The organism is Tsukamurella ocularis (genome assembly GCF_965138335.1).
Classification (GTDB): domain Bacteria; phylum Actinomycetota; class Actinomycetes; order Mycobacteriales; family Mycobacteriaceae; genus Tsukamurella; species Tsukamurella ocularis_A.
The window spans coordinates 125,714-150,827 of record NZ_CBCSDV010000008.1; the positions used below are offsets into that span (position 1 = coordinate 125,714).

The window sequence follows — 25,114 nt, forward strand, 5'->3', positions numbered from 1 at the left end:
GGACCGGCGGCCGGGACTCGTTCCCGATCGCCGGTCCGGTCGTTTCCGACGGTGTGTTGCAGGCCCGGACAGCAAGATCGCCTGGCACGTTCTCACCGAGCCGCAGTCCACGTTCTCGCCTACCGTTGAAGTTATGGCCGGAAACAAACGGAAGCCCGCAGCACAGTCGACGAAGCAGGCCACGGATGCGCCCTCCGCCTCCACGGAGGCGTGCGCAGGTTCGTCCGCGCCCGCGCCTCCGACTACCTCGCCGACCCGAACGTGACCTCGGTCGGGATCGGTCACAAGGTCGTCGACGGCAAGCCCACCGACACCGTCGCGGTGCAGTTCACCGTGCGCCGGAAGGTCGCACCCGAGGCCCTCGAGAGCCTGGGCACCGCATTGTTGCCGGAGTCGGTCGAGGTCGACGGCGTCGCCGTGCCCACCGACGTCCTGGAACGCAGCTTCGAGCTCTCGTACCGCGTGGTCGCCGAGCCCGAGGCCGCGCCGGCGGAGGCGAAGGCCCGCCTGGACCCGATCCGCCCCGGTATCAGCGTCGGCAACGTGAAGGTCTCCGCCGGCACCATCGGCGCGATCGTCTACGACCGCACCGACGGCACCCCGCTCATCCTGTCGAACTGGCACGTCCTCAACGGACCCGACGGAGCGATCGGCGACACCGTCGTCCAGCCGGGCACCTACGACGACGACCGGGTGGACGACAACCGGCTCGGCGTGCTGTACCGCTCGCATCTGGGCGTCGCCGGGGACTGCGCCGTCGCCACCATCGAGGGCCGCGGCTACGCCCCCGAACCGCTCGGGCTGACCGTCGCGCCCACCGAACTCGGCGAGCCCGAGCTCGGCGACAAGGTGATCAAGAGCGGCCGCACCACCGGCGTCACCCACGGCGTGGTGCGCCGGGTGGACGTCGTCGTGAAGATCGACTACGGCGGCGCAGCCGGTGAGCAACAGATCGGCGGCTTCGAAATCGGGCCGGACCCACGGAATCCCGCTCCCGACAACGAGATCAGCCAGGGTGGTGACTCCGGGGCGGTCTGGCTCTTCAAGGCCGCCAACGGACGCCCCACCGGCGTCTTCGCCGGCCTGCACTTCGGCGGCGAGGCGGCCGGCAGCCCCGACGAACACGCGCTCGCGTGTCTCGGCACGTCCGTGTTCACCAAGCTGGGCATCACCCTCACGCCGCCCGACGGTGCCCCGACGGCGCAGGCCGCCGGTGGGGCTCGGATCGGCGCAGGGTACGACCCCGAATTCCTCAGCACCGCGGTACCCGTGCCGGCGGTGGACGCGAGCCTGAAGGATGACGCCGTCGAGGTCGACGGCAGCCCGATCATCGACTACACGCACTTCTCACTGACGCAGAGCCGGTCGCGGCGGCTCACCCGGTGGGTCGCCTGGAACATCGACGGCGCCAGCCTGGAGAGCATCGACCGCAGTGGCTCCAAGTTCATCCTCGACCGGCGACTCCCCGCAGACACGCAGGTCGGGAACGAGCTGTACGCCGGCAACCGCATCGACCGCGGGCACGTCGCCCGCCGAACCGACCTCACCTGGGGCAGCAAGGCCGAGGCCGAGCAGGCCAACTCCGACTCCTTCTACTACACGAACATCTCGCCGCAGGTCGAGGACTTCAACCAGAGCGCCCGCCAGGGCATCTGGGGCCTGATCGAGAACGCCGTGCTCACCGACGCCGAAGCGGAGGACCTCAAGGTCAGCGTGATCGGCGGGCCGGTGTTCGGCGACGACGACCGCACCTACCGCGGCGTCGCACTCCCCCGCGAGTTCTTCAAGGTGGTCGCGTTCGTCGGTGACGGGAAGCTCGTCGCCCGGGGATTCCTGCTCACCCAGAACCTCGACCGGCTCGAGGCCCTCGATCTCGACGAGTTCCGCGCCTACCAGGTGAGCCTGAGGACGATCGAGGAGCGGACGAAGCTCCGCTTCCCGGATGAACTCCGTACCGGAGACACGTACAGCGCGCCGGAGAGCCTCGACGACCACGCACCGTTGGCAAGCGTCGGCGACATCGCCTGGTAGTGCTTGTGGTGCCCCCGGTGAGACTCGAACTCACACTGGACGGGTTTTGAATCCGTTGCCTCTGCCAATTGGGCTACGGGGGCGTCCGGCGGACCGTCGGAAACAGTCAGCCGAGCAAGCTTACCGGGCGGGGTCGGCGGCCTCGGACTCGGCGTCCACGGACGCGAGGAAGGCGTCGATCACGGGCCAGGTCTCGCGGGCGGCATCGGGGCCGGCGACGAGGCCGAGGTGGCTGGACTCGACCGTCGCGAACTCCACCCGCGGCGAGCCGGTGAACAGATCCACGCCGTGGTGCGCGGTCTCCCACGCACACAGGGCGTCCCGGTGCGAGCCGAACAGCTGCACGGGCACGTCGATCGAGTGCAGATCGATGGTGCGCTCCCCCAAGTGCACCTCACCCGCGGCCAGCTCACCGCGGAAGATCAGCCGCTCCCACAGCTGCGTCGCCAGCTTGCCGGGGTAGCCGGGGAACGTGCGCTGGAAGCGGTCGATGACCTCCATGCGGGCCAGCTTCTCGGGCTCGCCGAGGTTCTCGAGCACGAACTTGGGCTTCTTGAGCTCCCGGTCCCACGACGTGGCGCGGTAGGCCACCTGCACGATCGGCGCGGGGATGCCGCCCAGGAGCGCGATGAGCGCGCCGGGGCCGAAGCCGTCGACCGGCTTCATCAGCGAGGTCACGAGGGGGTACGGCGGCTGCGCGGCGTACTTCAGCGGCGTGGCGATGGAGACGATCGAGCGGACGGACTCCGTCGACGCGCCAGCGGCGAGGAAGGAGAGCGTGCCGCCCAGGCTCCAGCCGTACAGGTCGACGCCGGCACCGTCGGGCACCTCCCCGCCCCAGAAGTCCTCCAGGGCCCGGGCGATGGCCTGCGGGATGATGTCGAGGGCGAAGTCCTCGAAGCCGAGACCGCGGTCGCCGTAGCCCATCTCGCCGAAGTCGATGACGTAGGGCACGCGCCCCGTCGACGCGAGGTGCGCGACGACGGAGGTCTCGGGCGAGAGGTCGTAGCAGGTGGCGGGCGCGGCGATCGGCGGCACCAGGAGCACCGGCGCGGCGCCGGGTACGGCGGCCGCATCACGGTCGGAATCCGAGGCGAACCGGCGCAGTGTGCGGTGGGCACCGTCGGCGACGACGACGTGCGGCGTGCGCTCGACGGGACGGATCCCGTCCCCCAGGGTCAGCGCCCAGAGATTGCCGGCACGCTCGCGCAATTGAGTCAGGCTCAATACGTTCATGGGCTCACAGTACCGCGCGCGGCGGGCCCGATCCCGGCCGCCCGGTAACGTACCCCCTGATGAAAGCCACCGAGCCCACCCCGCACCGCGTGCTCGTCGCCGAGGACGAGGCGATCATTCGCATGGACCTCACCGAGATGCTGCGGGAGGAGGGCTACGACGTGGTCGGCGAGGCCGAGAACGGCCAGGTCGCGCTGGAGAAGGCCCGCGAACTCCAGCCCGACCTGGTGATCATGGACGTCAAGATGCCGATCCGCAACGGCCTGGACGCCGCGCAGGACATCGCCCGGGAGCGGATCGCCCCCGTCGTGATGCTGACCGCCTTCGGCCAACGCGAGTTCGTCGAGAAGGCCCGCGAGGCGGGGGCCATGGCCTACCTGGTCAAGCCCTTCACCAAGGCCGACCTCGTGCCCGCGATCGAGATCGCCATCAGCCGATTCGCCGAGCTCAAGGCGCTCGAGAAGGAGGTGACGACACTCTCCGGCCAGCTCGAGACCCGCAAGCTGGTGGATCGGGCGAAGAGCATCCTCATGCAGGCGCACGGCGTCTCGGAACCGGAGGCGTTCCGTTGGATTCAGCGGACCGCGATGGACCGCCGGACCGACATGCGCACCGTGGCGCACCTGGTGATCGACACGCTGGGCGCTCCCACCACTCCCGACGACGGGGCGGGAGCGCCCTGACGCTCGGTCAGACCGCGCGGACCGACCGCGACGGCGGGAGCTGCTGGCCCCGGTAGTACCCGGTGCGCGGCATGTTCTGGAACGCGGGCGCATCGCCCGCGGCCTTGTCGTTCTGCCGATCGATGACCTTCTTGACGGCCTGCGGCGAGGTGCCGGTGTAGCGCGCGATGTGCACGATCGGGATCCGCGCGGCGTAGGCGGCGAGGATCGTCTTGCGGTACTGCTCCTCCGCGTTGGCCTTGAGGTGGGACCAGTGCGAGATGGGGCTGAGGAAGTCGCGGACCTCTTGAGGAGTCGGCTCGGGGACCTTCGGCATCTCTACTCCGTGAGTTCTAGCCCGGGGCGGGTACCCGGGCAGCTGATAGGGGCGTTCGTCCGTACATCGACCGTACGCCGTGGTTTGTTACACGCCGGTTGGATTAGTTTGCCAGGGGTGGTACAACGGGCATCGATGTATCCCTCAGCAGTGGCGACGGAGTCGCCGGACGTGCTCGGCACCTGGGTCTTCACCCCCGTGGTGACGACGCTCATGATCGCAGCCACCACCCTCTACGTGTACGGCGCCGTCCGCGCGCGACGCGCCGGAGTCGCCTGGCCGATCGTCCGCGTCCTGTCGTGGTTCGTCGCGATGGCGTTGCTGGTGTTCTCCGTCAACAGCGTCATGGCCGAGCTCGCCAAGCACCTGTTCTGGGCGCACATGGTGGTGCACCTCGTGCTCATCACGGTGGTGCCCATGTTCCTCGTGCTCGCGGAGCCGATCCGGCTGCTCGCGACGGCCACCGGCGAGGCCGGCGACCGACGGGTGCGCGCGTTCCTGGGCAACCGGGTGATCCGCCTCGTCACCAGCCCGATCGTCGGCCTGCCGCTGTACGCGTTCGCGCTGATCAGCACGCACCTCACCGGTTTCCAGGACCTCGCCCTGGACAATCCGTGGCTCAAGCAGCTCGAGTACACCGGCTACTTCGTGGTCGGCTGGATCTTCATGCTGCCGCTCATCGGCAACGAGTTGTGCGGCCCCACCAAGCTCTCCCACCCACTGCGCTTCGCGTCGTTCCTGCTGGCGATGGGGCCGGACACCCTGGTCGGCGTCACGCTCATGATGACCACCACGGAGCTGGCGCCCGGCTACGCCGCGTCGCGCCTGGGCTGGGGCCCCACGGGGCTCGAGGACCAGTCCGCGGCCGGCGCGATCATGTGGTTCGGCGGCGACGGCCTGATGATGATCCTGCTGCTCGTGGTCGCCTTCCAGTGGATCACTGCGGAGGCCACCGGGAAGCGCGGCGGCGGCATGGGTTCCTGGCTCGATTCCGCGCGCCGCGGTCAGCTCATGGGCGAGGGCGGCGAGGACGTGGACGTGGACGACGACGAGGCCGCTCTCGCCGCCTACAACGCACGGCTGCGGCAGATGAACCAGGGCCACTGACCCACCCATCGAGCATCACGGACGACGGGCATCGTCGGGCATCACGGACGTCGGGCACCGTCGGGCCCCGACCGCTACCGCAGCGAATACACCTGCGCCCCGGGGAACGTGCCGAAGCGGATCGCGATCGCCGCGACCACGACGGCCGCGATGACACCGGCGCAGGCCCAGCCGAGGCCCTCCACCTGCTGCCGCGTCCGCTTGTCCTTGGGGAGCAGTTCGGGCGCGTAGACGAAACCCGCGGTCACGAGGACGCCGGCGACGAAACCGCCGAGATGGCCCAGCCAGGAGATACTGGACAGCGTGAACGAGGCGACGACGTTGACGCCGATGATCACCAGCAGCGACGTGGGATTCAGCTTCAGCTTGAGGTAGAGCACCAGCTCGGCACCGATCAGGCCGAAAATCGCGCCGGACGCGCCCACGGTGATGGTGTTCTCCAGCCCGAACCACAGGACCGCCGCGCTGCCGCCGAGCAGTGAGACGGCGTAGATCGCGCCGAATCGCACCCGGCCCAGCGCCTGCTCGACGCCGCGCCCGAAGACGTACAGCGTGAACATGTTGATCAGCAGGTGGATCGGCCCGAAGTGCAGGAAGCCCGAGGTCACCGCCGTCCACCACCAGCCGTTCAGGGTGGCGGGCTCGGACAGGGCGAACCGCGCGACCTCGTACGAGGCCATGTTGTGCTCGATGCTGCCCGACTGTTTCGCGCTGAACGCGAAGACGATCACGTTGACCGCGATCAGCGAGTAGGTCACGACGGGCTGCCAGTCGCGGCGGACCGTCGTCCCGAATGCGGTCACCGGCGGCTAGTCCGCGAGGGACACGAGGACGGAGTTCGACGACGATGCCAGCTCCGCGCCCGCCACCGGCGACGCGGGCAGGCCCGCCACCGTGACCGCGTAGTTCACGTCCGGGTCCACGCCGCCCGCCGAGTAGCTGAACGGGAACACGCACTTGCCCGAGCGGAGGACACCCTCCCCGAGATCCCCCGAGATGCTGTCACCGTCTCCGGCGCTGCGGAAGTCCACGCGGGCACCGTCCTTGACGCCGGCCGCCGCACCCACGCCCGAGCAGGACGTCTCCGACGCGCGGAACTCGGGCCCGACGAGTACGACCACGCCCTTGCGGTCGAAGACCGTGTTCGCGAACCCGAACGACACCGCGAGGACACCGGCGACGGCCATCACGACGAGCACGACCGCGGTGAGGATGCCGACCCAGGTGCGGGAACCGGGGCCATGACGGCGCCACGGCTGCTGCGCGCCCTGCGGGAGCGCCGCGGGCAGCTCCGCGCGCCAATCGCGACCGGGCGTGCCCTCCGGCACGTTCGGGATCGGACGCTGCTGCGTGTCCTGGCTCGTCACTTCGCCCCCTTCGACGGGAAGTACTTGAGCACGCCCTCCTGGGTGGTGCTTGCTACCAGAATGCCTTCCGAATCGAAGAATTGCCCGTTCGACATACCGCGACCGCCGTCGGCCACCGTCGAGTGCGAGGAGTACAGGTTGTACTGATCGAAGCGGACCCGGCGGTGGAACCACAGCGACTGGTTGAGCGTGACCGCCATGATCCGGTCGAAACCCCACGACAGCCCGTGCCGCGTGATGATCGAGTCGAGGATCGTGGTGTCCGAGGCGTACGCCAGGGCCGCGTCGTGGATCACCCGATCATCGGGAAGCGGGCCGGCGGTCCGGATCCAGACGTTGTTGTCCTCCTGGATCAGCCCCTTGCCCTTGGCGATCCACGCCGGATCGTTGGTGAAGCGCATGTCCATCGGCTGCGGCGCGTCGACGAACATCGTGACGACGTCCTCGTAGCCCCGGAGCGTGTCCTGGATGTTCGGCAAACCGTCGGGGCCCGGCACCGCCGGCGCGGGATCGCCGTGCACGAGCGGGTTCCGGCCGTCGGTCTGGTACGCGAGCTGCATCAGCGCGAGCACGGTCCCGCCCTGCTCCACCGACACCAGCCGGTTCGCGACGTTGCGCGTGTCCCGCAGGCGCCGCACCACGAACTCCAGATCGGCGTTCGTCTCGCCGCCGTTGATGAAGTGCGTGTGCGCGGCGTGCAGGAACAGCGAATCCCGGGCCCCCGGAACGGTGTTGCCCGAGGCCACGATCGCCTGCGAGAGGATCTGACCGCCGAACGTGCGGGAGGCGGTCTTTGCGGGGTGACGACCGAGGTAGCGGTCCTCCCCCGCCTCCGCGAGATCCAGGGTGCCGAGGAACTCGTCGAAGTCGGTGAGTGTCTCCGTCATGTCGACGAGCGTACTTAGTGGTCGTCCTCGCCGATCCGGTGCACCTGGATCAGGTTGGTCGAGCCGATCGTCCCGGGGGGAGCACCGGCCACGATCACGACCTGATCGCCCTTCGAGTACCGACCGATGCCCTCGAGCGAGTGGTCGACCTGCCGGATCATCGCGTCGGTGCTGTCTGCGCCGTCGACCAGGAACGTCTCCGTCCCCCAGGACAGGGCGAGCTGGGAACGGACCTCGGGCAGCGGCGTGAACGCCAGCAGCGGCAACCGGGTGTGCAACCGCGCCAGCCGCCGCACCGTGTCACCGGACTGCGTGAACGCCACCAGCGCCTTGGCGTTGAGCCGCTCCCCGATGTCGCGCGCCGCATAGGAGATGATGCCCCGCTTGGTGCGCGGTACGTGGTTCAGCGGCGGCACCGACGGCCCACCGTCCTCCACCGCGTGCACGATCTTCGACATGGTGCGGACGGTCTCGATCGGGTACTTGCCGACCGACACCTCACCGGAGAGCATCACCGCATCGGCACCGTCGAGCACCGCGTTCGCCACATCCGAGGCCTCGGCGCGCGTGGGGCGGCTGTTCTCGATCATCGACTCCAACATCTGCGTCGCCACGATCACCGGCTTGGCGTTCTCCCGCGCGATCTGAATCGCCCGCTTCTGCACCAACGGCACCTCCTCGAGCGGCAGCTCCACCCCCAGGTCGCCGCGGGCCACCATGACCGCATCGAACGCCAGAATGACGGCCTCGAGGTTGTCGATCGCCTCCGGCTTCTCCAGCTTCGCGATCACCGGAACGCGCCGACCCACCCGGTCCATCACCGCGTGCACCCGCTCGATATCCGCCGGCGACCGCACGAACGACAACGCGATGAAATCCACACCCAACCCGAGCGCGAACTCCAGATCCTCGATGTCCTTCTCCGACAACGCCGGCACCGAGACGTTCATCCCCGGCAGCGACACACCCTTGTTGTTCGACACCGGGCCACCCTCGGTGACCTCACACACCACGTCGTCACCGTCCACCGACGTCACCGTCAGGCCGACCTTGCCGTCATCGACCAACAACCGATCACCGGGCCGGGCGTCCTGCGCCAACTCCTTGTACGTGGTCGAGACCCGATCATGCGTACCGACCACATCCTCGACGGTGATCCGCACCGTCTCACCCGTCTCCCACACGGTGCGGCCATCACCGGCGAAGCGGCCCAGCCGGATCTTCGGCCCCTGCAGATCCGCGAGGATCCCCACCGCACGCCCGGTCCTATCCGACGCCGCACGGACACGGTCGTAGTTCACCGCATGATCAGCATGCTCACCATGGCTGAAATTCAGGCGCGCAACATCCATGCCCTCCTCCACGAGGGCGAGCACCTTCTCATCGGTTCCGACAGCAGGGCCCAGGGTGCAGACGATCTTGGTTCGACGAGTCACGGGGTTCACGTTAGTCCTCCTTATTCCGCGATGTGGAGTCTCCCGGCAACCTGCCGGTATCCATCAGGCGAACATCAGCCTCCTCGTCGCCGGCGGTGGCGGCGGATTCGGACGATCCGTCCTGCTCGGGAGCGGTTTCCGACGGTGCCGTCGCCGGCTCGTCGAGGAACACCGAATCCTCGCGTCCCTTCGGGGCGAGGAGGAAGTAGGCGACGGCGCCCGCGAAGACGAGCGCCGCGGTGAAGACGTTGATGCGGACGCCGAAGATCAGGGTCGCGTGATCGTCGCGCATGATCTCGATGAAGAACCGGCCCAGGCAGTAGCCCGCGACGTAGAGCGCGAACAGGCGGCCGTGGCCGATGCGGAAGCGGCGGTCGACGATCACGAGGAAGGTCGCGACCAGCAGGTTCCAGATGAGCTCGTACAGGAACGTGGGCTGCACGACGGCGAGGACGACGCCGGTGCTGTGCCCGTCGAGCACGTCGGGCCCGCGCTGGCCCACATCGTTGGCGCGCTCGTAGATCTCGAGCCCCCAGGGCAGGCTCGTGGGTGCGCCGTAGAGCTCCTGGTTGAACCAGTTGCCGAGCCGGCCGATGGCCTGCGCGACGATGATCGCGGGCGCGATCGCGTCGGCGAAGGGGCCGAGTTTGATGCCCATCTTCCGGCAGCCGATCGCGGCGCCGACGCCGCCGAGGGCGACGGCGCCCCAGATGCCGAGGCCGCCGTCCCAGATGCGGAAGACGGCGGCGAGGCCGCGGCCGTTCGGGCCGAAGTAGGTGCTGAAGTCGGTCAGCACGTGGTACAGCCGGCCGCCGATGAGGCCGAACGGGACGGCCCACACCGCCACGTCGAGGACCTGGCCGGGCTTGCCGCCGCGGGCCACCCAGCGGCGGTCGCCCCACCAGCAGGCGACGACGATGCCGACGATGATGCACAGCGCGTACGCACGGATCGGGACGGGCCCGAGGTGCCAGACGCCCTGCGCGGGACTCGGGATGCTCGCGAGGATCACGCCCGTCACCCTACTGACCGCCGACGCGGCGCGTCACTGCGAGCGCAGCCGCTCCCACAGCTCGGGCCAGGCGACGGTGCGTCCCGTGTAGAGCTGCACGACGGGATCGCCCGCGCCCCCCGGGGCGGGCACGGCCCGACGGTGCGCGAAGGCCCCGTCGAGCACCGGCGACGGGTCGCCGATCCAGAGCACCGCGCGTGCGTCGTCCGCCGGCCGGCCGAAGTAGAAGTACGCGCGGTGCCCGCTGTACGCGCGGGGCAGCCCCTCGTCGCGGCCGAAGAAGTCGACGGCGGCGGCGAACGGATAGCTCTCGGCGACGATGACGGTGCCGTCGCGTTCCGCGGGCGACAGGGTGCGGTAGGCGGCGACGACGGTGTCGGACAGGCCCCGGAGCATCGTCTCCCCCTCGACGAGCATCGTCGCGGGCGCGCGCAACGGAGGGGTGCCGATCCGCTCGGCCATCGCGGGCGACCACACCGGCGAGGCCGCGATCCAGCTGGCGGTGGAGCCGAGGAGCGCCAGCACCGTGAGCGCCCGGAGCGCGCGGTGGGTCCGGCCCCCGCGCCGGGCGAGCCACCGCTCGGCGACGACGGCGCCCGCGGCCATCGGCAGCGCGTAGACCGAGGCCAGGTAGTAGGCGCGGCCGTGGGTGAGCACGATCGCCCCGACCACCAGCAGGAGCGCGACGCCGAGGAACCGGTACGGGCGCAGGTCGCGCGAGCGCAGGAGAGCGACGGTGCCGGCCAGCAGCAGCGGCAGCCCGATGAGCAGGCCCGCGCCGAAGAGCCCGACGAGCGCGAACCCCGCGCCACCGGGCCACTCCGCGCGCACGACGGCCCCCATCCGGGTGTACGCCCAGTCGTGCCCGGCCTGCCACCAGAGCGTCAGGGCGATCGCGACCACCGCGAGGGCGCCGCCGGCCCAGAGCGCGGGCCGGGTGAGCAGTCGACGGGGCCCGCAGGCGAGGGCGCCGAGCGCGACCGCGATCCACAGCGCGGGCACGAGGAACTTGGTGAGCAGGGACAGCGCCGTGACCGCGCCGGCGAGGAGCAGCAGCCGGTCGTCGCGGGTACGCACCCATCGGACCAGCACGTACAGGATGACGGTCCACCACAGCGGATCGAGCGAGTACGTCGCCAGCCAGTGCCCGACGGAGCTCACCAGCGACATCGCGACCGCCGCCGCGGCGAAGATCTGCGCCCCGGCGCGGCCGCCGAGCTCGCGGGCGAGGAGGCCCGCCAGCAGGGTGATCGCGACGACCGCGAGCGTCGCAGGCAGCCGCAGGACGACGAGGTTCCCGTGCGCCAGGTGATCGAGCGCCGCGGCGAGCAGCGGCACCAGCGGCGGCTGGTCGAAGTACCCGGCGGCGGGGTGGTCCCGGCCGGCGACGACGAAGTACGCCTCGTCGAAGAAGTAGCCGTAGTTGCGGCTGCCGATCAGCATCACGACGAGCACGACGGCGCCGACGAGGGCGAGCGGCAGCCGCGCGAGGCGCGGCAGCGCCGCGTCGGGGTCGGCGGAGGACGTGGATACGGTGGCGATGACCTGGGATGTCATGGACTCGACGGTCCCGGATCGCGCGCGGCGCCGGTAGCGCCGTTCGGCCGCCCGTCGACCGACGAAAGGAGGTACCGGCACCGTCGGGCCGCTCCCTACGATGGCTGCATGCCCTTCGAACCCGACCCCCGCACCCGCGCCGCGCATGCGGCGCTGCTCGCGGTGTCGGCGGCGGGCACCGTCGCGCTGGTGCTGGCGCTGTTCCCCGCGCTGCGCGGCGCGGGCCTGTGGTCGGGCGCGGCGGCGATGCTCGCGGCGTCCGCCGCGGTCGGGATCCTGCGGCCCGTGCTCGCGGCGCCGGTGGTCGCGGCCGCGGGGTGCTACCTCGTGCTCGGCCCGTGGGCGGAGGCCACGGCCTCCGGCGCGGCCTTCTGGGTCGCGGTGGCGGCCTCCCTCGTCTCCTCGGCGGCGGCGCAGACCGCGCGGGACCGGCGCGAGGCCGCGATCGCCTTCACCCCGTTCGTGATCTTCGCGGCGACGGTCGCGGCGTCGTCCCACTCGGTGTGGGGCGCGCTCGGGTCGCTCGCGCCGGTGCTCGGCGGCACGACGGTGGGCCTCGCGATGCGCCTGCGCGTGGCCCAACGCGAGCGCCGCGCGCTCGCGGCCCGGCAGGCCCGCGCCGACGAGCGGCTGGCCCTCGCCGCGCAGCTGCATGATCTCGCGACGGCACGGCTGACCCGGATCGTGCTGGCCGCCCGCGCGGCGGGCCGGCCCGATATCGAGGGCGACGCGCAGGCCGCGCTCGCCGACCTGCGGCGGGTGGTGCTCGGACTGCGGACGGCGGAGGCGCCGCCCGTGCCGCTGGCCACCGGCGGGCTGGTCGCCTCCACCGAGATCGACGAGACGATCGCCGAGGCCGTGGGCCGGGCCCGGGATGCGGGTCAGCGCGTCGACCTGGCCGGAGCAGTCACCGCGCCGCTCCCCCGCGCGACCGCGGACTGCCTGGCCCGCGTGCTCGAGGAAGGGCTGGCGAACGCGCGCAAACACGCCGCGGGCGCGCCCGTCGACGTGGAGGTCACCGATCGGAGCGTCCGCGTGCACAACCCGTCGGCGGCGGCCGACCCGGCGCTCGCCGCGACCGGCAGCGGCACGGGCCTGCGCGGTCTGGCCGNGCGCACCGCCCTCGTCGGCGGCACGCTCCGGCACGGCCCCGCGCCCGACGGTGGCTGGACGCTGCAGGCCGAGTTCCCGGCGGCCGCCCGATGACGGCGGTGCGCGTGCTGGTGGCCGACGACGACCCGCTGGTGCGGGAGTACCTGCTGGCCGTGCTGTCGGCGGAGCCGGACCTCGACGTGGTGGCGACGGCGGCCGACGGCGCGGCCGCGGTGGAGGCGGGGATCGCGCACGCGCCGCAGGTCGCGCTTCTCGACGTGCGGATGCCGGGCGTCGACGGGATCGTCGCGACGCGGGCGCTGCGGGACCTCGATCCGCCGGTCGCGGTGGTCCTCATCACCACGCTGGACACCGACGCGGTGCTGGTCGACGGGCTGGCCGCCGGCGCGGCGGGCTTCGTGGTGAAGACCGCCGAGCCGGCGCTGCTGGCGTCGGCGGTGCGGACCGCGGCGGCCGGCGGCTCCCTGCTCTCCCCCGACGCGCTCACCCGCCTCGTCCGCCTCGCCGAGGACCGGCCGCGCCGCGACCCGCGCATCGACGCCCTCGGCGAGCGGGACCGCGACGTGCTGCGCGAGCTGGCGACGGGCGCCTCCAACGCGGAGATCGCGGCGCGACTGTTCCTCGCCGAATCCACGGTCAAGGGCTACGTCTCCGCGCTGATGACCCGGCTGGACTGCGCCAACCGCACGCAGCTAGCGCTGCTCGGGGCCACGCTGTGAGCGCGCCGGACCTGGTGGTGCTCGGCCTCGGCCCGGCGGGCCGCGCGGTCGCACACCGCGCGGCGGCGGCCGGGCTGCGGGTGCGAGCGTTCGACCCGGCGCCGGACGCCCGCTGGCGGCGCACCTTCGGGCTGTGGGCCGACGAGGTGCCGTCGTGGCTCCCGGCCACGACCATCGCGGCCGTCTCCGCGCCGCAGGTCGTCGCCCGCACCCGGCACGACCTGCGCCGCGAGTACGCGATGCTCGACGTCGACGCGCTGCAGGACGCGATGTCGCTCGACGGCGTGGAGGTCCGCGCCGAGCGGGGCGGCCGCGACGGCCACGGCGCGGCGTTCGTGATCGACGCGCGGGGACCGGCACCGTCGGCCGCGCGCGACGTGCCGCGGCAGACCGCGGCCGGAGTGCTGGTCCCGGTGGGAACGCACGAGGAGCTGTGGATGGACTGGCGGCCCGCGCCGGGCGTGCCGGCGGACGCGGCGGCGTCGTTCCTCTACGCGGTGCGGGTCTCCGGCGACGCCGTGTTGCTGGAGGAGACGTGCCTCGCCGGCGCGCCCGCGGTCCCCGTCGGCGACCTGGAGGCGCGGCTGCGGGCCCGGCTGGCGGCGCGGGGCGTCGCGGCGGGCGAGCTGTGCGAGCGGGTCGACTTCCCGCTGCTCGCGCCCGGTGCCCGGCGCGGACGGGGCTGGTGCGGCGTGGGGGTGCGCGGCACCACGCTGCACCCGGCGACGGGCTACTCGGTCGCGGGGTCGCTGGCCTTCGCCGACGAGGCCGTCGCGGCGCTGCGCGCCGGCCGGAACCCGGTGGACCGGGACGCGGTGGCCGCGCATCGACTGCGGGCCGCGGCGCTGCGCGCGCTCCTGGGGATGTCGGCGCAGGAGCAGCGCGACTTCTTCGAGGTCTTCTTCGGACTCCCGGAGCGGCACGTGCGCGCGTTCCTCGCGCCCCGGTCCGGAACGACGGCGAACGCCGCAGCGATGGCTGCGGCGTTCGCGGCGGCGCCGTGGGGGCTGCGCCGGCGCCTGGCGGGGGTGGTTACTCCGCGGGCGTCTCGCCGGCGGCGTTGAACTCGGCCTGCTCGATGTCGAGCGCCTTCGCCTGGCCGATGAGGTCCTCGAGCGCGGCGGGCGGGAGCGCGCCGGCCTCGTTGTAGACGAGGTTGCCCTTCTTGAAGACCATGAGGGTGGGGATCGAGCGGATGTTCGCGGCGGCCGCGAGGCTCTGCTCGGCCTCGGTGTCCACCTTCGCGAAAACCACGTCGGGGTGGGTCTCCGATGCCTTCTCAAAGGTCGGCGCGAAGGCGCGGCAGGGGCCGCACCAGGAGGCCCAGAAGTCGACCAGCACGATATCGTTGCCGGTCACGGTCTGATCGAACTTGTCTGCGGTCAATTCAACTGTCGCCATACCCCCTCCAACGATTTTGCCGACTCCATGATTCCCATTCGCCAAAATGTCGGATCGGATCGCTATTGTCTACTCGGGCGCGCGACCGTGCGCCGCATGTACACCGAGTACATCTACTAAGGGGATACACATGACCGACGTGCTTCGCGCAGGTAATCAGCTCGGCCTCGGGGAGACCCTGGACTCCCTCAACGGCGGCTACACGCTGACCCTGCAGAGCGATGGCAACCTCGTGCTCACGGAGGGCGCCGGCACCGTGGTGTGGGCGAGCGCGACCGACGGCAAGGGTGTCGAGCGGGCGAACTTCCAGACCGACGGCAACTTCGTGCTCTACAACGGTGCGGGTGAGGGCGTCTGGTCCACCCAGACCGAGGGCACCGGCGCCGACCGCATCGTCCTGCAGGACGACCGCAACCTCGTCGTGTACGCGGGCGACGCCGACAAGTGGGCCTCCAACACGGCCACCGACCAGCCCGCCCCGGCCCGCGAGGCCGCCGCCGCTCCCGAGCCCGAGCCCGTCGCGGCCGAGGCGCCGGCCGCTCCCGCGCCGCGCACCCACACTGTCGTCTCCGGCGACACCCTGTGGGCCATCGCCGAGCAGTACCTGGGCGACGGCAACCGCTACACCGAGATCGCGCAGCTCAACGGCATCGCGAACCCGGATCTGATCAACGTGGGCCAGGTCATCACCATCCCCTGATCGCCGAAATCACGCTCTGAATCACGAAACCGGCCCGCCGTCGCTTACGCGAGGGCGGGCCGGTTCTCGTTCGGCGGCCTATTCGCCCCGCAGCAGCCCCTTCGCCACGTGCGTCACCTGGATCTCGTTGCTGCCCGCGTAGATCATCAGCGACTTCGCGTCGCGCGCGAGCTGCTCCACCCGGTACTCCGCCATGTACCCGTTGCCGCCGAAGAGCTGCACGGCCTCCATCGCCACCTCGGTCGCCGCCCGCGAGCTGTAGAGCTTCATGGCCGAGGCCTGCGCCAGCGTCGGCGGCTTACCGGCGCGCGAGGCCTCGATCGCCGTGAACAGCATGTTCTGCACGTTGATCCGCGCGATCTCCATCTCGGCCAGCTTGAGCTGGATGAGCTGGAACTTCCCGATCTCCTGGCCCCAGAGGGTGCGCGAGCGCGCGTAGTCGATCGACAGTCGTTGCGCCTCGTTGATGATGCCCAGGCTCAGCGCCGCGATGCCGATCCGCTCGGCGGTGAAGCCGGCCTTGGCCGAGGCGCCGCCGCCGCCGGGCGTCTCCTCGGTCTCGCCGAGCAACCGGTCCGGGCCCAGGCGCACGTCGTCGAAGAACAGCTCGCCGGTGGGCGAGCTCATCATGCCCATCTTCTTGAAGGCCTTGCCCTGGGTGAGCCCCTCCATGCCCGTGTCCAGCACGAACGTGAGCACCTTGCGGTCCCGCAGCGGCGTCCCGTCGCCCTCGTCGAGCTTGGCGAAGACCACGATCGTGTCGGCGTGCGGGCCGTTCGTGATGAACGTCTTCTGCCCCTTGAGGATGTAGCCGCCGTTGCCGTCGCGGCGCACCGTCGTCTTCATGCCGCCCAGCGCGTCCGAGCCGCTGTCGGGCTCCGTGATCGCCCACGCGCCGACCTTCTCCATGGTGACCAGCTCGGGCAGCCAGCGCTTCTTCTGCGCGAGGGTGCCGCGGGACTTGATGGTCGACACCGTCAGGCCCATCGAGACGCCCATCGAGCCGATGAGGCCGAGGCTCACGCCGGCCATCTCAACGTTGAGGATGAGGAACATCGACGAGCTCAGCGTGCTGGAGCCGCCGGCCTTCGGCTTCTCCCCCGCCTCCTCCGCGGCCAGCTCGGCCTCGAGGTTCTCGCGGTTGACCTGGTCGATGCCGAAGGTCTGCAGCATCTTCCGGGTAATGTCGTAGGGCGGCAGCGCGCCGGTCTCCAGCTCGTCGACGTGCGGGCGCACCTCCTTGTCGATGAACGCCCGCAGGGCGTCGCGCACCATCAGGTCTTCGTCGGACCACTCGAACACCGCAACCTCCGTCAATAGAACGTGTTCTATATGTTGGGGCCCATCTTCGCACCTCCCCCGCCCCGACGGTGCGCGAACCCCCGGGAAGGCCTTGACCTCAACCAACGTCGAGGAAATAGCGTCGCGGCATGGAGAGCTACACGGACGACCGCATCCTGGGACAACCGATCGGCTACTGGGCCAGCATGACCGGACGGTCCGCCGTCACGTTCATCCGCGCCACGCTCGAACGCCACGGGCTCACCCAACCGCAGTGGTGGGCGCTGAACTACATCGCCGACCGCCCCGACGGCGTCGGCATGGACGAGGTGGTCGAGTACCACCGGGGCTTCGTCGACACCGACGACGCGCTGCGCCCCGACGTCGCCTGCCTGATCGCGACGGGGCTGCTCGACGAGGCCGACGGTGCCCTCACCGTCAGCCCGGCGGGCCGCCGTCGGCGCGACGAGACCTGGCCGGACATCCGCACCGCCCTCGCGCGGATCCGGGCGGGAGTCTCCGACGAGGACTTCATCACCACGATCCGCACGCTGCAGCGGATGATCGACAACATCGGCGACACCGCCTGGCACGCCTGAGTCAGTTCACCTTGCGCTCCAACGCATCCCAGAACGGGGCGCGGAGCACGAACTTCTGGATCTTGCCCGTGGCGGTGCGCGGCAAGGAGTCGACGAAGTCGATCCGCTTGGGGCACTTGTAGCCGGCGAGGTGTTCCCGCGTGTGGGTGATGAGCTCCTCGGCGGTCACGCCGTCGGCGACGACGATCGCAGTGACGAGCTCGCCCCATTTCTCGTCGGGGATGCCGATCACGGCGACCTCGCGCACCGCCGGGTGCAGCGCCAGCGCGTCCTCGACCTCGATCGACGTGACGTTCTCGCCACCGGAGATGATCACGTCCTTCTTCCGGTCGGCGATGGTCAGGTAGCCGCCCTCGAAGGTCCCGCGGTCGCCGGTGTGGAACCAGTCGCCCTCGAGCGCCGCGGCGGTCTCGACCGGCTTGTTCCAGTAGGCGGTGAGCGCGTGGTTGGTGCGCGTGAGGATCTCGCCGTCCTCGTCGATCCGCAGCTCCACGCCGAGCGCCGGGGCGCCCGCGCGGCCCAGCCGGCGGGCGACCTCCATCGGGTCGTCGCCGGCCCACTCCGCGCGCTCGCGGTTCACCGTGATCAGCGGCGAGGTCTCCGTGAGGCCGTAGATCTGGATGAACTCCCAGCCCAGTTCGAACCGCACCCGGTGGATCACGCGGGTGGGCGGGGGCGCGCCCGCGCAGATGACGCGCACGGTGCCGCTGCCCGGGATCGGGCCGTCCCACTCGGCGGCGGCGTCGAGCGCCGCGGTCACCACGGCGGGCGCGGCGCACATGATCGTCACGCCGTGGTCGCGGACGCGGCGGAGGATCTCGGCACCGTCGACCTTGCGCAGCACCACGTGCTTGATCCCGACCCCGGTCGCGGCGAAGGGCATGCCCCAGCCGTTGGCGTGGAACATCGGCAGGGTGTGCAGCAGGACGTCGTTGTCCGTGAGGGCGACGTGCAGGCCGAAGACCGTCGCGTTGAGCCACAGGTTGCGGTGCGTGAGCTGCACGCCCTTGGGCCGGGCGGTGGTCCCGGAGGTGTAATTGATGGTGGCGGTGGCGGTCTCGTCGCCGGCCCACGGCGTCGGGTCCGACGGTGCGCCCGCGGGCCCGAAGATCTTCTCGTCGTCGCGGCCGAGGACGAAGACGTGCTTCGCCGTCACGGTCTCGGCGAGGTGCTCGACCTCGGGGTCGAGCAGCAGCACCTCGGCGCCGGAGTCCTCGACGATGTACTCGACCTCGGCCGGCGCCAGCCGGAAGTTCACCGGGACCAGGATCCGGCCCCAGCCGGAGACGCCGAAGAACGACGTCAGCAGCCGCGCGGCGTTCTGCGAGACGATCGCGACGCGGCCACCGACGGGGATCCCGAGTTCGTCGAGCCGCGCGGCCTGCCCTCGCGCGAGGGCCGCCATCTCGGCGTAGGTCTTCTCGCCCCACGACGGTGCCGGTTGGTCCGGCTCGTCGACCATCCCGACGCGGTCGGGATAGACGATCTCGGCCCGGTTGAGGAAGTCGTTGACGCCCAGATTCACGAACATGCCGTCAGGCTACGTGCGGGCCCGACGCCGAGGGGTCAGAACGCGAAGGTGGTGTACCCGGTGGGGCGGGCGGCGACGATCCCGTCGATCGCGGCGAGGTCCTCGAGCGTGGGTTCCCAGGCGACGGCGGCGACGTTCGCGGCGATCTGCTCGGCGCGGCTCACGCCGGAGATCACCGAGCCGACGGCGGGCTGCGCCGCGAGGCCGCCGATCGCGACGTCCAGCAGCGCAATGCCGCGGTCGTCCGCGAACGCCTGCAGCCCCTCGATGACGTCGAAGTCGGCGCCCTCGAGCCGGTGCGTCTCCTGGGCGAGGCGCGTCCCCTCGGGGGCGGCCTGACCGCGCTTGTACTTGCCCGTGAGCAGGCCGTAGGCCAGGGGGAAGTAGGGCAGCAGGCTCATGCCCAGGCTGTCGAGGGCCGGCACGAGTTCCGTCTCGGCGCTGCGGTTGTAGAGCGAGTACTCGTTCTGGGCGGTGATGAAGTGCGGGGTGCCGAGGGTCTCGGCCAGCCAGTCGGCGCCCACCACCTCCCAGGCGGCGAAGTTCGAGCAGCCGATGTAGCGGACCTTCCCGGCGGTCACGAGATCGGAGAGGGTCTCGAGGGTCTCCTCCAGCGGGGTGACCCGGTCGGGCGTGTGCAGCTGGTAGAGGTCGATGTAGTCGGTGCCGAGGCGACGCAGGCTGCCCTCGACCGCCTTGTGGATGTAGTTGCGGCTCGCGCGGACGCCGTGGTCCTCGCCGTACAGCCCCTGGGTGTCCATGCCGAACTTCGTCGCGACGATCACCTGGTCGCGACGCGCTCCGAGCGCTCGCCCGAGCATTTCCTCGCTGGCGCCCGATCCGTAGCTGTCGGCGGTGTCGAAGAGGGTGATTCCCGCGTCGATCGCCGCGTTCACCACCGCGTCGGTGGCGCGCTGGTCGATCCGACGACCGAAGGCGTTGCAGCCCACGCCGAGCGTGGAGACGATGAGACCGCTGGTTCCGAGTGGTTGGTAGCGCACGCCGACCACGGTACGCAGTTCTCGCGCGGCCGTTGCTCTACGCCATACCTCTGACTAAGGTCAGAGATATGGCGGAGGATGTGGCTCAGGTACGGCGGTTCAACCGCGCGGTCACGCAGCGGCTCGGCGTGCTGCAGGACCGGTACCTTGCGCGGGACCGGCCGCTGGGGCAGGCGCGCCTGCTCTGGGAGATCGGCCGCGCCGACGGCGGCGTCGACGTCCGCGACCTGCGCACCCGCCTCGATCTCGACTCGGGGTACCTCAGCCGGCTCCTGCGCGCGCTCGAGGCGGACGGGCTGGTCACCGTCGGGCAGGACGACGGTGACGGCCGGGTCCGGACCGCGCGGGTCACCGCCGCGGGCGCGGCGGAGTACGCGGAGCTCGAGTCCCGCTCCGAGGACGCCGCGCACGCGTTGCTCGATCCGCTCTCGGAGGGGCAGCGGGGGCGGCTCGTCGCGGCGATGGCGGAGGTCGAGCGGCTGCTCGTCGCCTCGCTGGTGCGGGTCGACGAGGCGGACGCGCAGTCGTCGGCCGCGCGGTTCGCAGCGCGGTCGTACTACGCCGAGCTGGCCGATCGGTTCCCGGACGGCTTCGATCCCGGCGTCGGCGGCGCGGTCGGCGACCCGTCGATCACGCCGCCCGCCGGGCTGCTGCTCATCGCGACGCTGCGCGAGGAGACCGTCGGCTGCGGCGCGCTCACCTTCCAGGACGGCGGCTTCGCCGAGGTCAAGCGCGTCTGGGCGGCGCCCTCCGTGCGCGGCCTCGGCCTCGGCCGGCGGATCATGGCCGAGTTGGAGGACCGCGCCCGCGCCGCGGGCGTGCGGGCCCTGCGGCTGGACACCAACGGGAACCTCACCGAGGCGATCACCCTGTACCGGAAACTCGGATACCGCGAGGTCGAGCGGTACAACGACAACCCGTACGCGCAGCACTGGTTCGCCAAGGACCTCTGACGAGCGCCCGGGCGCCCACGAGGGGCCGTCCGGGAAACCAGTCGATCACCGAGATTCAAATCCGCCGGGCGCTCGCGCGGGTGGCGCAATAGCGGCCCGCTCCCGGGAAGCCCCAGTTCGGAGCCACCGCGAGCGGGGTCCGACCGGCGGAATCCCGCGCCGACACGGGTCCTTTGCCGAGGCACCTTTCCGAGCTCGGCCGGATCCGGCCGAGCTGTTCCTATCGTTGCCGCATGCCAGCGACCGACCGACCGATCCGCGCCGATTCCGCGCGCATCGTCGCCGACGTCCTGCGCCAGGCGATCCACGACGGCACCTACCGCGGGACCCTGCCCGGCGAGGACGACCTCGGCGACCAGTTCTCCGTCTCCCGGGGCACCGTCCGCGAGGCCCTGTCGATCCTGCGCGACGAGGGCTGGATCCGCCGGGGCCCGCGCGTGGGTACCGAGGTGATCGCCCGCACCGTCGACCACGGGCTCGACAGCCTCCGCGGCCTGCGCGAGACCCTCGCCCTCCACGGCGAGGTCCGCAATCGCGTGCGGACCGCCACCCGGCTCGTGCCGCCCCCGATCGTCGCCGAGAAGCTCGGCATCCCGCGCGGCGAGGAGGCCGTGTACCTGGAGCGGCTGCGCTACCTCGACGACGAGCCCATCAGCCTGGACCTCACCTACCTGGTCTCCGACATCGGCGACCTCCTCGTGGAGCAGGACCTCGAGAACGAGGACGTCTTCCCCCTCATCGAGGCCGTCACGGGGCACCGCCTGGGCACCAGCGACTACTGCATGTCCGCCGCGGCGGCCGACCCGCACACCGCCGCCAACCTGGCGATCGCCACCGGCTCCCCGCTCCTGCTCTACGAGCGCCTCACCCATCTCGCGAGCGGCCGCCCCGTCGACCTCGAGTACATCCGCATGCGATCCGACCGGATCACCCTGCGCGGCACCCTGCACCGCGACTGACCGCCCCCCGACACGGAGGAACACACCCATGGCACAGGTCGAACAACGCATCGACGTCCCCGTCACCATCGACGCGTCCCTCTGCATCGAGGGCTGCAACATCTGCATCGAGGCCTGCCCCCTCGACTCGCTCGCGCTCGACCCGAGCACCAACCGCGCCCACATGTACGTCGACGAGTGCTGGTACTGCGGGCCCTGCGCCGCGCGCTGCCCCACCGGCGCCGTCACCGTCAACATGCCGTACCTCCTGCGATAGCCCCGCCCAGCCCCCGGAGAACCCCAGCCATGACAACCGCCCTGCGCGCGGTCGCCGCCGTCGCCGCCACGGCCACCGCCCTCGCGTCCTGCTCGCTCGAGCCCGCCGCCGACGAGNCCACCCAGACCCTCGTGGTGGGCTACCAGTCCAAGACCATCAACACCGTCACCGCGGGAACCCTGCTGCGCGCCAAGGGCTTCCTGGAGAAGCGCCTCGCCGCCGTCGGGAAGTTCCGCGTCGACTGGCAGGACTTCGACACCGGTGCCCCGATCACGAGCGGCATGCTCGCCGGCAAGATCCAGATCGGCTCGATGGGCGACTATCCCCTGCTCATCAACGGATCCCGCGCGCAGTCGAGCCCCGAGACGGAGACCGCGATGCTCTCGGTCACCGGGTCGAGCGCTCGCGGCGCCCTCAACTCGGTGGTGGTCTCCCCGGCGTCGCCGCTGCGCTCCCTGGCCGACCTGCGCGGTAAGCAGGTCTCCGCGTCCGTCGGGTCCGCCGGCCACGGCACGCTCGTCGCCGCGCTGAGCCGCGCGGGCATCGGCACCGGCGACGTCACCGTCGTGAACCAGCAGCCCCAGGTGGGCGCCAGCGCCCTCGAATCCGGGCAGGTCCAGGCGCTGGCGCAGTTCGTCGCCTGGCCGGGGCTCCTGGTGCGGCAGGGCAAGGCCCGCCTGCTCTACGACGGCGGCGAGCTGAACACGCCCACCCTGCACGGCGTGGTCGCCAATAGGAAGTACGCGGCATCCCACCCCGACGTGGTGCGCGCCTTCCTCCAGGCGCAGCTCGACGCGACGGACTTCCAGCGCGAGCACCCGCTCGAGGCCGCGCAGGACGTCGGGAAGGCCAGCGGCCTGCCCGCCGAGGTCGTCTACCAGTACAACGGGCCGGGCGGCACCGACCCGAACCCGACGCTCACCGCACCCCTGATCGGCGCCCTCAAGGGCGACATCGGGTACCTGCAGTCGATCGGCCAGTTCGGCACGCCGCTCGACGTGGACCGGTTCGTCGACCCGAAGCCCCTCGCCGAGGCGCAGGCGGCGCGCGGCGGCCTCCGGTACGACGCAGGAACTCCCGCGCCGACACCCACGGCGGAGATCTGGTTCGACGGCGCGGACGCCACCGAGACGTTCCCCGACGCGACCGCGCTGATCCGCGCGCTCGCGACCACGGACCGGAAGGTCCGCGCCGCGTACGTCTCCGACGCGCTCACCGGCACCCGCTGGTACGCCGACCAGGCGCTGTGGCTGCGCGACGGCGCGACGCTCGCGCCCTTCGCCGGTCCCGACGCCCGGGACCGCTACCGGGCCGGCCACCCCGGCGCGGCCCCCGTCGAGTACCGGGCCCTCCTCGAGGAGGCCCGACGGTGACCGCCCTCGATTCGCTCCCGGCCGCGGCACTCCGGCGGCCGGCCGCGGCCCCGGCCCGCCGCGCCGTCCTTCCCACGTGGCCGGTCCGCATCGCCGTCGTCGCCGCCGCCATCGGCGTCTGGCAGTTGCTCACCACCCAGCACGTGGCGCTCGGCTGGATCCGCTTCGACACGCTGCCCTCGGCGAGCGCCGTCGCCGCGCGGTTCGCGCAGTCGGTGCGCACCGGCGAGTACTGGCTGGACCTCGCGCAGTCGGTGATCCGGATCGGCACGGGCTTCGCGGTCGCCGCGGTGCTCGGCATCGCCGCCGGCGTCGCGCTGGGCCGCTCCCGCGCCGCCGAGCTGACCGTCGGGACCCTGCTCGAGATCGCCCGGCCCATCCCGGCGATCGCGCTGGTGCCCGTCATGATCCTGCTGCTCCCCTCCTCCGAGGCGGGCATGGTCGCGATCACCGCGACCGCGGCGTTCTTCCCCATCGCGGTGAGCGTGCGGCACGCCGTCCGCGCCCTACCGACCGTCTGGGAGGACTCCGTGCGCACACAGGGCGGCGGCGACCTCGCCGTCCTGTGGCGCGTCGTGCTCCCCGGGTCGCTCCCCGGCGTCTTCTCCGGGCTCTCGGTGGGCGTGGGCGTCGCGTGGATCTGCCTCGTCTCCGCGGAGATGATCTCGGGTCGCCTCGGCGTGGGTTACCGCACGTGGCAGTCGTACACGCTCGTCGACTACCCCGCGGTCTTCGTCGGCATGCTGACGATCGGCGTGCTCGGCTTCCTCACGTCCGCCGTCATCGAGCTGGCCGGTCGCCGGGTCACCCGCTGGCTGCCGCGGGGCGACCGATGAGCGCCCCGGCGGTGAGCCCGCCCGCGCAGCGCACCGGGCTGCGCCTGACGCTCGACGCCGTCGACCTCGGCTACCGCGGCGCGACCGCCGTGCGCGCGCTCGACCTCACCGTCGAGCCCGGCGAACGCCTGGTCCTGACGGGCCCGTCGGGCTGCGGCAAGTCGACGGTGCTGCGCGCGCTCGCCGGGCTGCTCCGCGCCGACGCTGGCGTCGTCCTCGCCGACGGTGCCCCCGTGACCGGCCCGGATCGCGACCGCGCCATGGTCTTCCAGGAGGACGCCCTGCTGCCGTGGCGCACCGTCGAGAACAACGTGCGGCTCGCGCTGGCGCTGCGGGGCGTGGCCCGGCACCGTCGCGCCGACGAGGCCCGACGGTGGCTCGCCGAGGTCGGGCTGACCGCCTACGCGAAGCACCTGCCCCGCGAACTGTCCGGCGGCATGCGCCAGCGAGTGCAACTCGCCCGCGGCCTGGCGGGCGCCCCTCGCGCCGTCCTCATGGACGAGCCTTTCGGCGCCCTCGACGCGCAGACCCGCGGCGACATGCAGCGGCTGCTGCTGCGCACGCTCGACGCCCACCCCGCCACCGTCGTCTTCGTCACCCACGACGTGGACGAGGCGATCCTGCTCGGCGACCGCATCGTCGTGCTCGGCCGCCGTGGCGAACCCGTCCGCGCCCTCTTCGATGTGCGCCGCGCACCGTCGGCCTCCGCCCTGCGCGCGGGCGTCGTCGATGCCCTCACCGAACGCTGAACCACACCAGG

The 25,114-nt window shown here is 71.6% G+C and carries 24 protein-coding genes, 1 tRNA gene and 1 pseudogene; 13 read left to right on the plus strand and 13 right to left on the minus strand.

The features are described from left to right. The first annotated feature begins 210 nt into the window (after nt 1-210). Nucleotides 211-2,031: a DNA/RNA non-specific endonuclease gene (locus tag ACNAYW_RS09990; protein WP_415849544.1), complete on the plus strand. Its 1,821-nt coding sequence runs from the start codon at nt 211-213 to the stop codon at nt 2,029-2,031. A 6-nt stretch (nt 2,032-2,037) separates the two neighbouring features. Here the strand turns inward: ACNAYW_RS09990 and ACNAYW_RS09995 are convergent. Both ACNAYW_RS09995 and ACNAYW_RS10000 read right to left on the minus strand, forming a co-directional pair. Further along, nucleotides 2,038-2,114: transfer RNA gene (locus ACNAYW_RS09995), tRNA-Leu, on the minus strand. Between the two features lie 37 nt (nt 2,115-2,151). Further along, nucleotides 2,152-3,267, minus strand: a complete 1,116-nt coding sequence (locus ACNAYW_RS10000; RefSeq protein WP_415849545.1) for an alpha/beta hydrolase — start codon at nt 3,265-3,267, stop codon at nt 2,152-2,154. 59 nt (nt 3,268-3,326) lie between these two features. On the opposite strand from ACNAYW_RS10000, the gene ACNAYW_RS10005 reads away from it, so the two are divergent. Further along, nucleotides 3,327-3,950 (plus strand): ANTAR domain-containing response regulator, encoded by a 624-nt coding sequence (locus ACNAYW_RS10005; RefSeq protein WP_415849546.1) that lies wholly within the window; start codon nt 3,327-3,329, stop codon nt 3,948-3,950. Nucleotides 3,951-3,957: 7 nt separating this feature from the next. On the opposite strand, the gene ACNAYW_RS10010 is transcribed toward ACNAYW_RS10005, so the two are convergent. Next, nucleotides 3,958-4,266, minus strand: coding sequence for a helix-turn-helix domain-containing protein (locus ACNAYW_RS10010; protein ID WP_068520658.1), 309 nt, complete (start codon nt 4,264-4,266; stop codon nt 3,958-3,960). Nucleotides 4,267-4,401: 135 nt separating this feature from the next. Between ACNAYW_RS10010 and ACNAYW_RS10015 the strand changes: the two genes are divergently transcribed. Continuing rightward, nucleotides 4,402-5,373: a cytochrome c oxidase assembly protein gene (locus ACNAYW_RS10015; RefSeq protein WP_415849547.1), complete on the plus strand. Its 972-nt coding sequence runs from the start codon at nt 4,402-4,404 to the stop codon at nt 5,371-5,373. A gap of 74 nt (nt 5,374-5,447) precedes the next feature. On the opposite strand, the gene ACNAYW_RS10020 is transcribed toward ACNAYW_RS10015, so the two are convergent. Genes ACNAYW_RS10020 through ACNAYW_RS10045 form a run of 6 tightly spaced genes read right to left on the minus strand, consistent with a single transcriptional unit; the run spans nt 5,448 to nt 11,632 of the window. Then, nucleotides 5,448-6,176 carry a rhomboid family intramembrane serine protease gene (locus ACNAYW_RS10020; protein WP_415849548.1) on the minus strand — a complete coding sequence of 243 codons (729 nt, stop codon included), beginning with the start codon at nt 6,174-6,176 and terminating at the stop codon, nt 5,448-5,450. A gap of 6 nt (nt 6,177-6,182) precedes the next feature. Continuing rightward, the gene (locus ACNAYW_RS10025) at nt 6,183-6,740 is read right to left on the minus strand and encodes a hypothetical protein (protein ID WP_415849549.1); all 558 of its coding nucleotides are present in this window, start codon (nt 6,738-6,740) and stop codon (nt 6,183-6,185) included. Further along, nucleotides 6,737-7,627 carry an acyl-CoA thioesterase gene (locus tag ACNAYW_RS10030; protein WP_415849550.1) on the minus strand — a complete coding sequence of 297 codons (891 nt, stop codon included), beginning with the start codon at nt 7,625-7,627 and terminating at the stop codon, nt 6,737-6,739. Before ACNAYW_RS10030 ends, ACNAYW_RS10025 begins: the two co-directional genes overlap by 4 nt. A 14-nt stretch (nt 7,628-7,641) precedes the next feature. Next, nucleotides 7,642-9,063 (minus strand): pyruvate kinase, encoded by a 1,422-nt coding sequence (gene pyk / locus ACNAYW_RS10035; protein ID WP_415849551.1) that lies wholly within the window; start codon nt 9,061-9,063, stop codon nt 7,642-7,644. Between the two features lie 10 nt (nt 9,064-9,073). Continuing rightward, nucleotides 9,074-10,075: a prolipoprotein diacylglyceryl transferase gene (lgt, locus tag ACNAYW_RS10040; protein ID WP_415849552.1), complete on the minus strand. Its 1,002-nt coding sequence runs from the start codon at nt 10,073-10,075 to the stop codon at nt 9,074-9,076. Nucleotides 10,076-10,108: 33 nt separating this feature from the next. Then, nucleotides 10,109-11,632, minus strand: coding sequence for a glycosyltransferase family 39 protein (locus ACNAYW_RS10045; protein WP_415849553.1), 1,524 nt, complete (start codon nt 11,630-11,632; stop codon nt 10,109-10,111). A 1,202-nt stretch (nt 11,633-12,834) separates the two neighbouring features. On the opposite strand from ACNAYW_RS10045, the gene ACNAYW_RS10050 reads away from it, so the two are divergent. Both ACNAYW_RS10050 and ACNAYW_RS10055 read left to right on the plus strand, forming a co-directional pair. Next, on the plus strand, nt 12,835-13,464 hold the full coding sequence (locus ACNAYW_RS10050) for a response regulator (protein ID WP_415849554.1): 630 nt from the start codon (nt 12,835-12,837) through the stop codon (nt 13,462-13,464). Then, a complete protein-coding gene (locus ACNAYW_RS10055; protein ID WP_415849555.1) occupies nt 13,461-14,528 on the plus strand; it encodes a lycopene cyclase family protein in 1,068 nt (355 codons plus the stop codon). The genes ACNAYW_RS10050 and ACNAYW_RS10055 overlap by 4 nt, the downstream gene beginning before the upstream one ends. Here the strand turns inward: ACNAYW_RS10055 and trxA are convergent. Beyond that, the gene (gene trxA, locus ACNAYW_RS10060; protein ID WP_415849556.1) at nt 14,497-14,865 is read right to left on the minus strand and encodes a thioredoxin; all 369 of its coding nucleotides are present in this window, start codon (nt 14,863-14,865) and stop codon (nt 14,497-14,499) included. The two genes, ACNAYW_RS10055 and trxA, sit on opposite strands and share 32 nt — an antisense overlap. 130 nt (nt 14,866-14,995) lie before the next feature. Here trxA and ACNAYW_RS10065 point away from each other — a divergent pair, with 130 nt between their 5' ends. After that, nucleotides 14,996-15,565 carry a LysM peptidoglycan-binding domain-containing protein gene (locus tag ACNAYW_RS10065; RefSeq protein ID WP_114514412.1) on the plus strand — a complete coding sequence of 190 codons (570 nt, stop codon included), beginning with the start codon at nt 14,996-14,998 and terminating at the stop codon, nt 15,563-15,565. A gap of 78 nt (nt 15,566-15,643) precedes the next feature. Here ACNAYW_RS10065 and ACNAYW_RS10070 read toward each other — a convergent pair whose 3' ends face one another. Further along, nucleotides 15,644-16,867: an acyl-CoA dehydrogenase family protein gene (locus ACNAYW_RS10070; protein WP_415849557.1), complete on the minus strand. Its 1,224-nt coding sequence runs from the start codon at nt 16,865-16,867 to the stop codon at nt 15,644-15,646. Nucleotides 16,868-16,995: 128 nt separating this feature from the next. Here ACNAYW_RS10070 and ACNAYW_RS10075 point away from each other — a divergent pair, with 128 nt between their 5' ends. After that, nucleotides 16,996-17,445, plus strand: a complete 450-nt coding sequence (locus ACNAYW_RS10075; protein WP_415849558.1) for a MarR family winged helix-turn-helix transcriptional regulator — start codon at nt 16,996-16,998, stop codon at nt 17,443-17,445. 1 nt (nt 17,446) lies between these two features. On the opposite strand, the gene ACNAYW_RS10080 is transcribed toward ACNAYW_RS10075, so the two are convergent. Continuing rightward, nucleotides 17,447-18,976, minus strand: coding sequence for an AMP-binding protein (locus ACNAYW_RS10080; protein ID WP_415849559.1), 1,530 nt, complete (start codon nt 18,974-18,976; stop codon nt 17,447-17,449). 35 nt (nt 18,977-19,011) lie between these two features. Then, nucleotides 19,012-19,977 carry an aldo/keto reductase gene (locus tag ACNAYW_RS10085; RefSeq protein ID WP_415849560.1) on the minus strand — a complete coding sequence of 322 codons (966 nt, stop codon included), beginning with the start codon at nt 19,975-19,977 and terminating at the stop codon, nt 19,012-19,014. A 68-nt stretch (nt 19,978-20,045) separates the two neighbouring features. Between ACNAYW_RS10085 and ACNAYW_RS10090 the strand changes: the two genes are divergently transcribed. The 6 genes and pseudogenes from ACNAYW_RS10090 (at nt 20,046) to ACNAYW_RS10115 (ending at nt 25,103) form a co-directional block, all read left to right on the plus strand. Continuing rightward, nucleotides 20,046-20,930 carry a bifunctional helix-turn-helix transcriptional regulator/GNAT family N-acetyltransferase gene (locus tag ACNAYW_RS10090; protein WP_415849561.1) on the plus strand — a complete coding sequence of 295 codons (885 nt, stop codon included), beginning with the start codon at nt 20,046-20,048 and terminating at the stop codon, nt 20,928-20,930. Nucleotides 20,931-21,163: 233 nt separating this feature from the next. Next, the gene (locus tag ACNAYW_RS10095; RefSeq protein ID WP_415849562.1) at nt 21,164-21,889 is read left to right on the plus strand and encodes a GntR family transcriptional regulator; all 726 of its coding nucleotides are present in this window, start codon (nt 21,164-21,166) and stop codon (nt 21,887-21,889) included. A gap of 28 nt (nt 21,890-21,917) precedes the next feature. After that, nucleotides 21,918-22,145: a 4Fe-4S dicluster domain-containing protein gene (locus tag ACNAYW_RS10100; RefSeq protein WP_415849563.1), complete on the plus strand. Its 228-nt coding sequence runs from the start codon at nt 21,918-21,920 to the stop codon at nt 22,143-22,145. Between the two features lie 117 nt (nt 22,146-22,262). Continuing rightward, nucleotides 22,263-23,518, plus strand: a pseudogene (locus tag ACNAYW_RS10105) (ABC transporter substrate-binding protein); the annotation flags it as partial. Continuing rightward, nucleotides 23,515-24,354 (plus strand): ABC transporter permease, encoded by an 840-nt coding sequence (locus ACNAYW_RS10110; RefSeq protein WP_415849564.1) that lies wholly within the window; start codon nt 23,515-23,517, stop codon nt 24,352-24,354. The pseudogene ACNAYW_RS10105 and the gene ACNAYW_RS10110, both read left to right, overlap by 4 nt. Further along, the gene (locus ACNAYW_RS10115; protein ID WP_415849565.1) at nt 24,351-25,103 is read left to right on the plus strand and encodes an ABC transporter ATP-binding protein; all 753 of its coding nucleotides are present in this window, start codon (nt 24,351-24,353) and stop codon (nt 25,101-25,103) included. The genes ACNAYW_RS10110 and ACNAYW_RS10115 overlap by 4 nt, the downstream gene beginning before the upstream one ends. Nucleotides 25,104-25,114 lie beyond the last annotated feature (11 nt).

Bases quoted from the DNA above. Each gene is read 5' to 3' on its own strand.
- ACNAYW_RS10000 (WP_415849545.1), bottom strand. From the start codon at position 3,267: ATGAACGTATTGAGCCTGACTCAATTGCGCGAGCGTGCCGGCAATCTC.
- ACNAYW_RS10005 (WP_415849546.1), top strand. From the start codon at position 3,327: ATGAAAGCCACCGAGCCCACCCCGCACCGCGTGCTCGTCGCCGAGGAC.
- ACNAYW_RS10010 (WP_068520658.1), bottom strand. From the start codon at position 4,266: ATGCCGAAGGTCCCCGAGCCGACTCCTCAAGAGGTCCGCGACTTCCTC.
- ACNAYW_RS10015 (WP_415849547.1), top strand. From the start codon at position 4,402: ATGTATCCCTCAGCAGTGGCGACGGAGTCGCCGGACGTGCTCGGCACC.
- ACNAYW_RS10030 (WP_415849550.1), bottom strand. From the start codon at position 7,627: ATGACGGAGACACTCACCGACTTCGACGAGTTCCTCGGCACCCTGGAT.
- ACNAYW_RS10045 (WP_415849553.1), bottom strand. From the start codon at position 11,632: ATGACATCCCAGGTCATCGCCACCGTATCCACGTCCTCCGCCGACCCC.
- ACNAYW_RS10050 (WP_415849554.1), top strand. From the start codon at position 12,835: ATGACGGCGGTGCGCGTGCTGGTGGCCGACGACGACCCGCTGGTGCGG.
- trxA (WP_415849556.1), bottom strand. From the start codon at position 14,865: ATGGCGACAGTTGAATTGACCGCAGACAAGTTCGATCAGACCGTGACC.
- ACNAYW_RS10065 (WP_114514412.1), top strand. From the start codon at position 14,996: ATGACCGACGTGCTTCGCGCAGGTAATCAGCTCGGCCTCGGGGAGACC.
- ACNAYW_RS10075 (WP_415849558.1), top strand. From the start codon at position 16,996: ATGGAGAGCTACACGGACGACCGCATCCTGGGACAACCGATCGGCTAC.
- ACNAYW_RS10080 (WP_415849559.1), bottom strand. From the start codon at position 18,976: ATGTTCGTGAATCTGGGCGTCAACGACTTCCTCAACCGGGCCGAGATC.
- ACNAYW_RS10090 (WP_415849561.1), top strand. From the start codon at position 20,046: ATGGCGGAGGATGTGGCTCAGGTACGGCGGTTCAACCGCGCGGTCACG.
- ACNAYW_RS10095 (WP_415849562.1), top strand. From the start codon at position 21,164: ATGCCAGCGACCGACCGACCGATCCGCGCCGATTCCGCGCGCATCGTC.
- ACNAYW_RS10100 (WP_415849563.1), top strand. From the start codon at position 21,918: ATGGCACAGGTCGAACAACGCATCGACGTCCCCGTCACCATCGACGCG.
- ACNAYW_RS10115 (WP_415849565.1), top strand. From the start codon at position 24,351: ATGAGCGCCCCGGCGGTGAGCCCGCCCGCGCAGCGCACCGGGCTGCGC.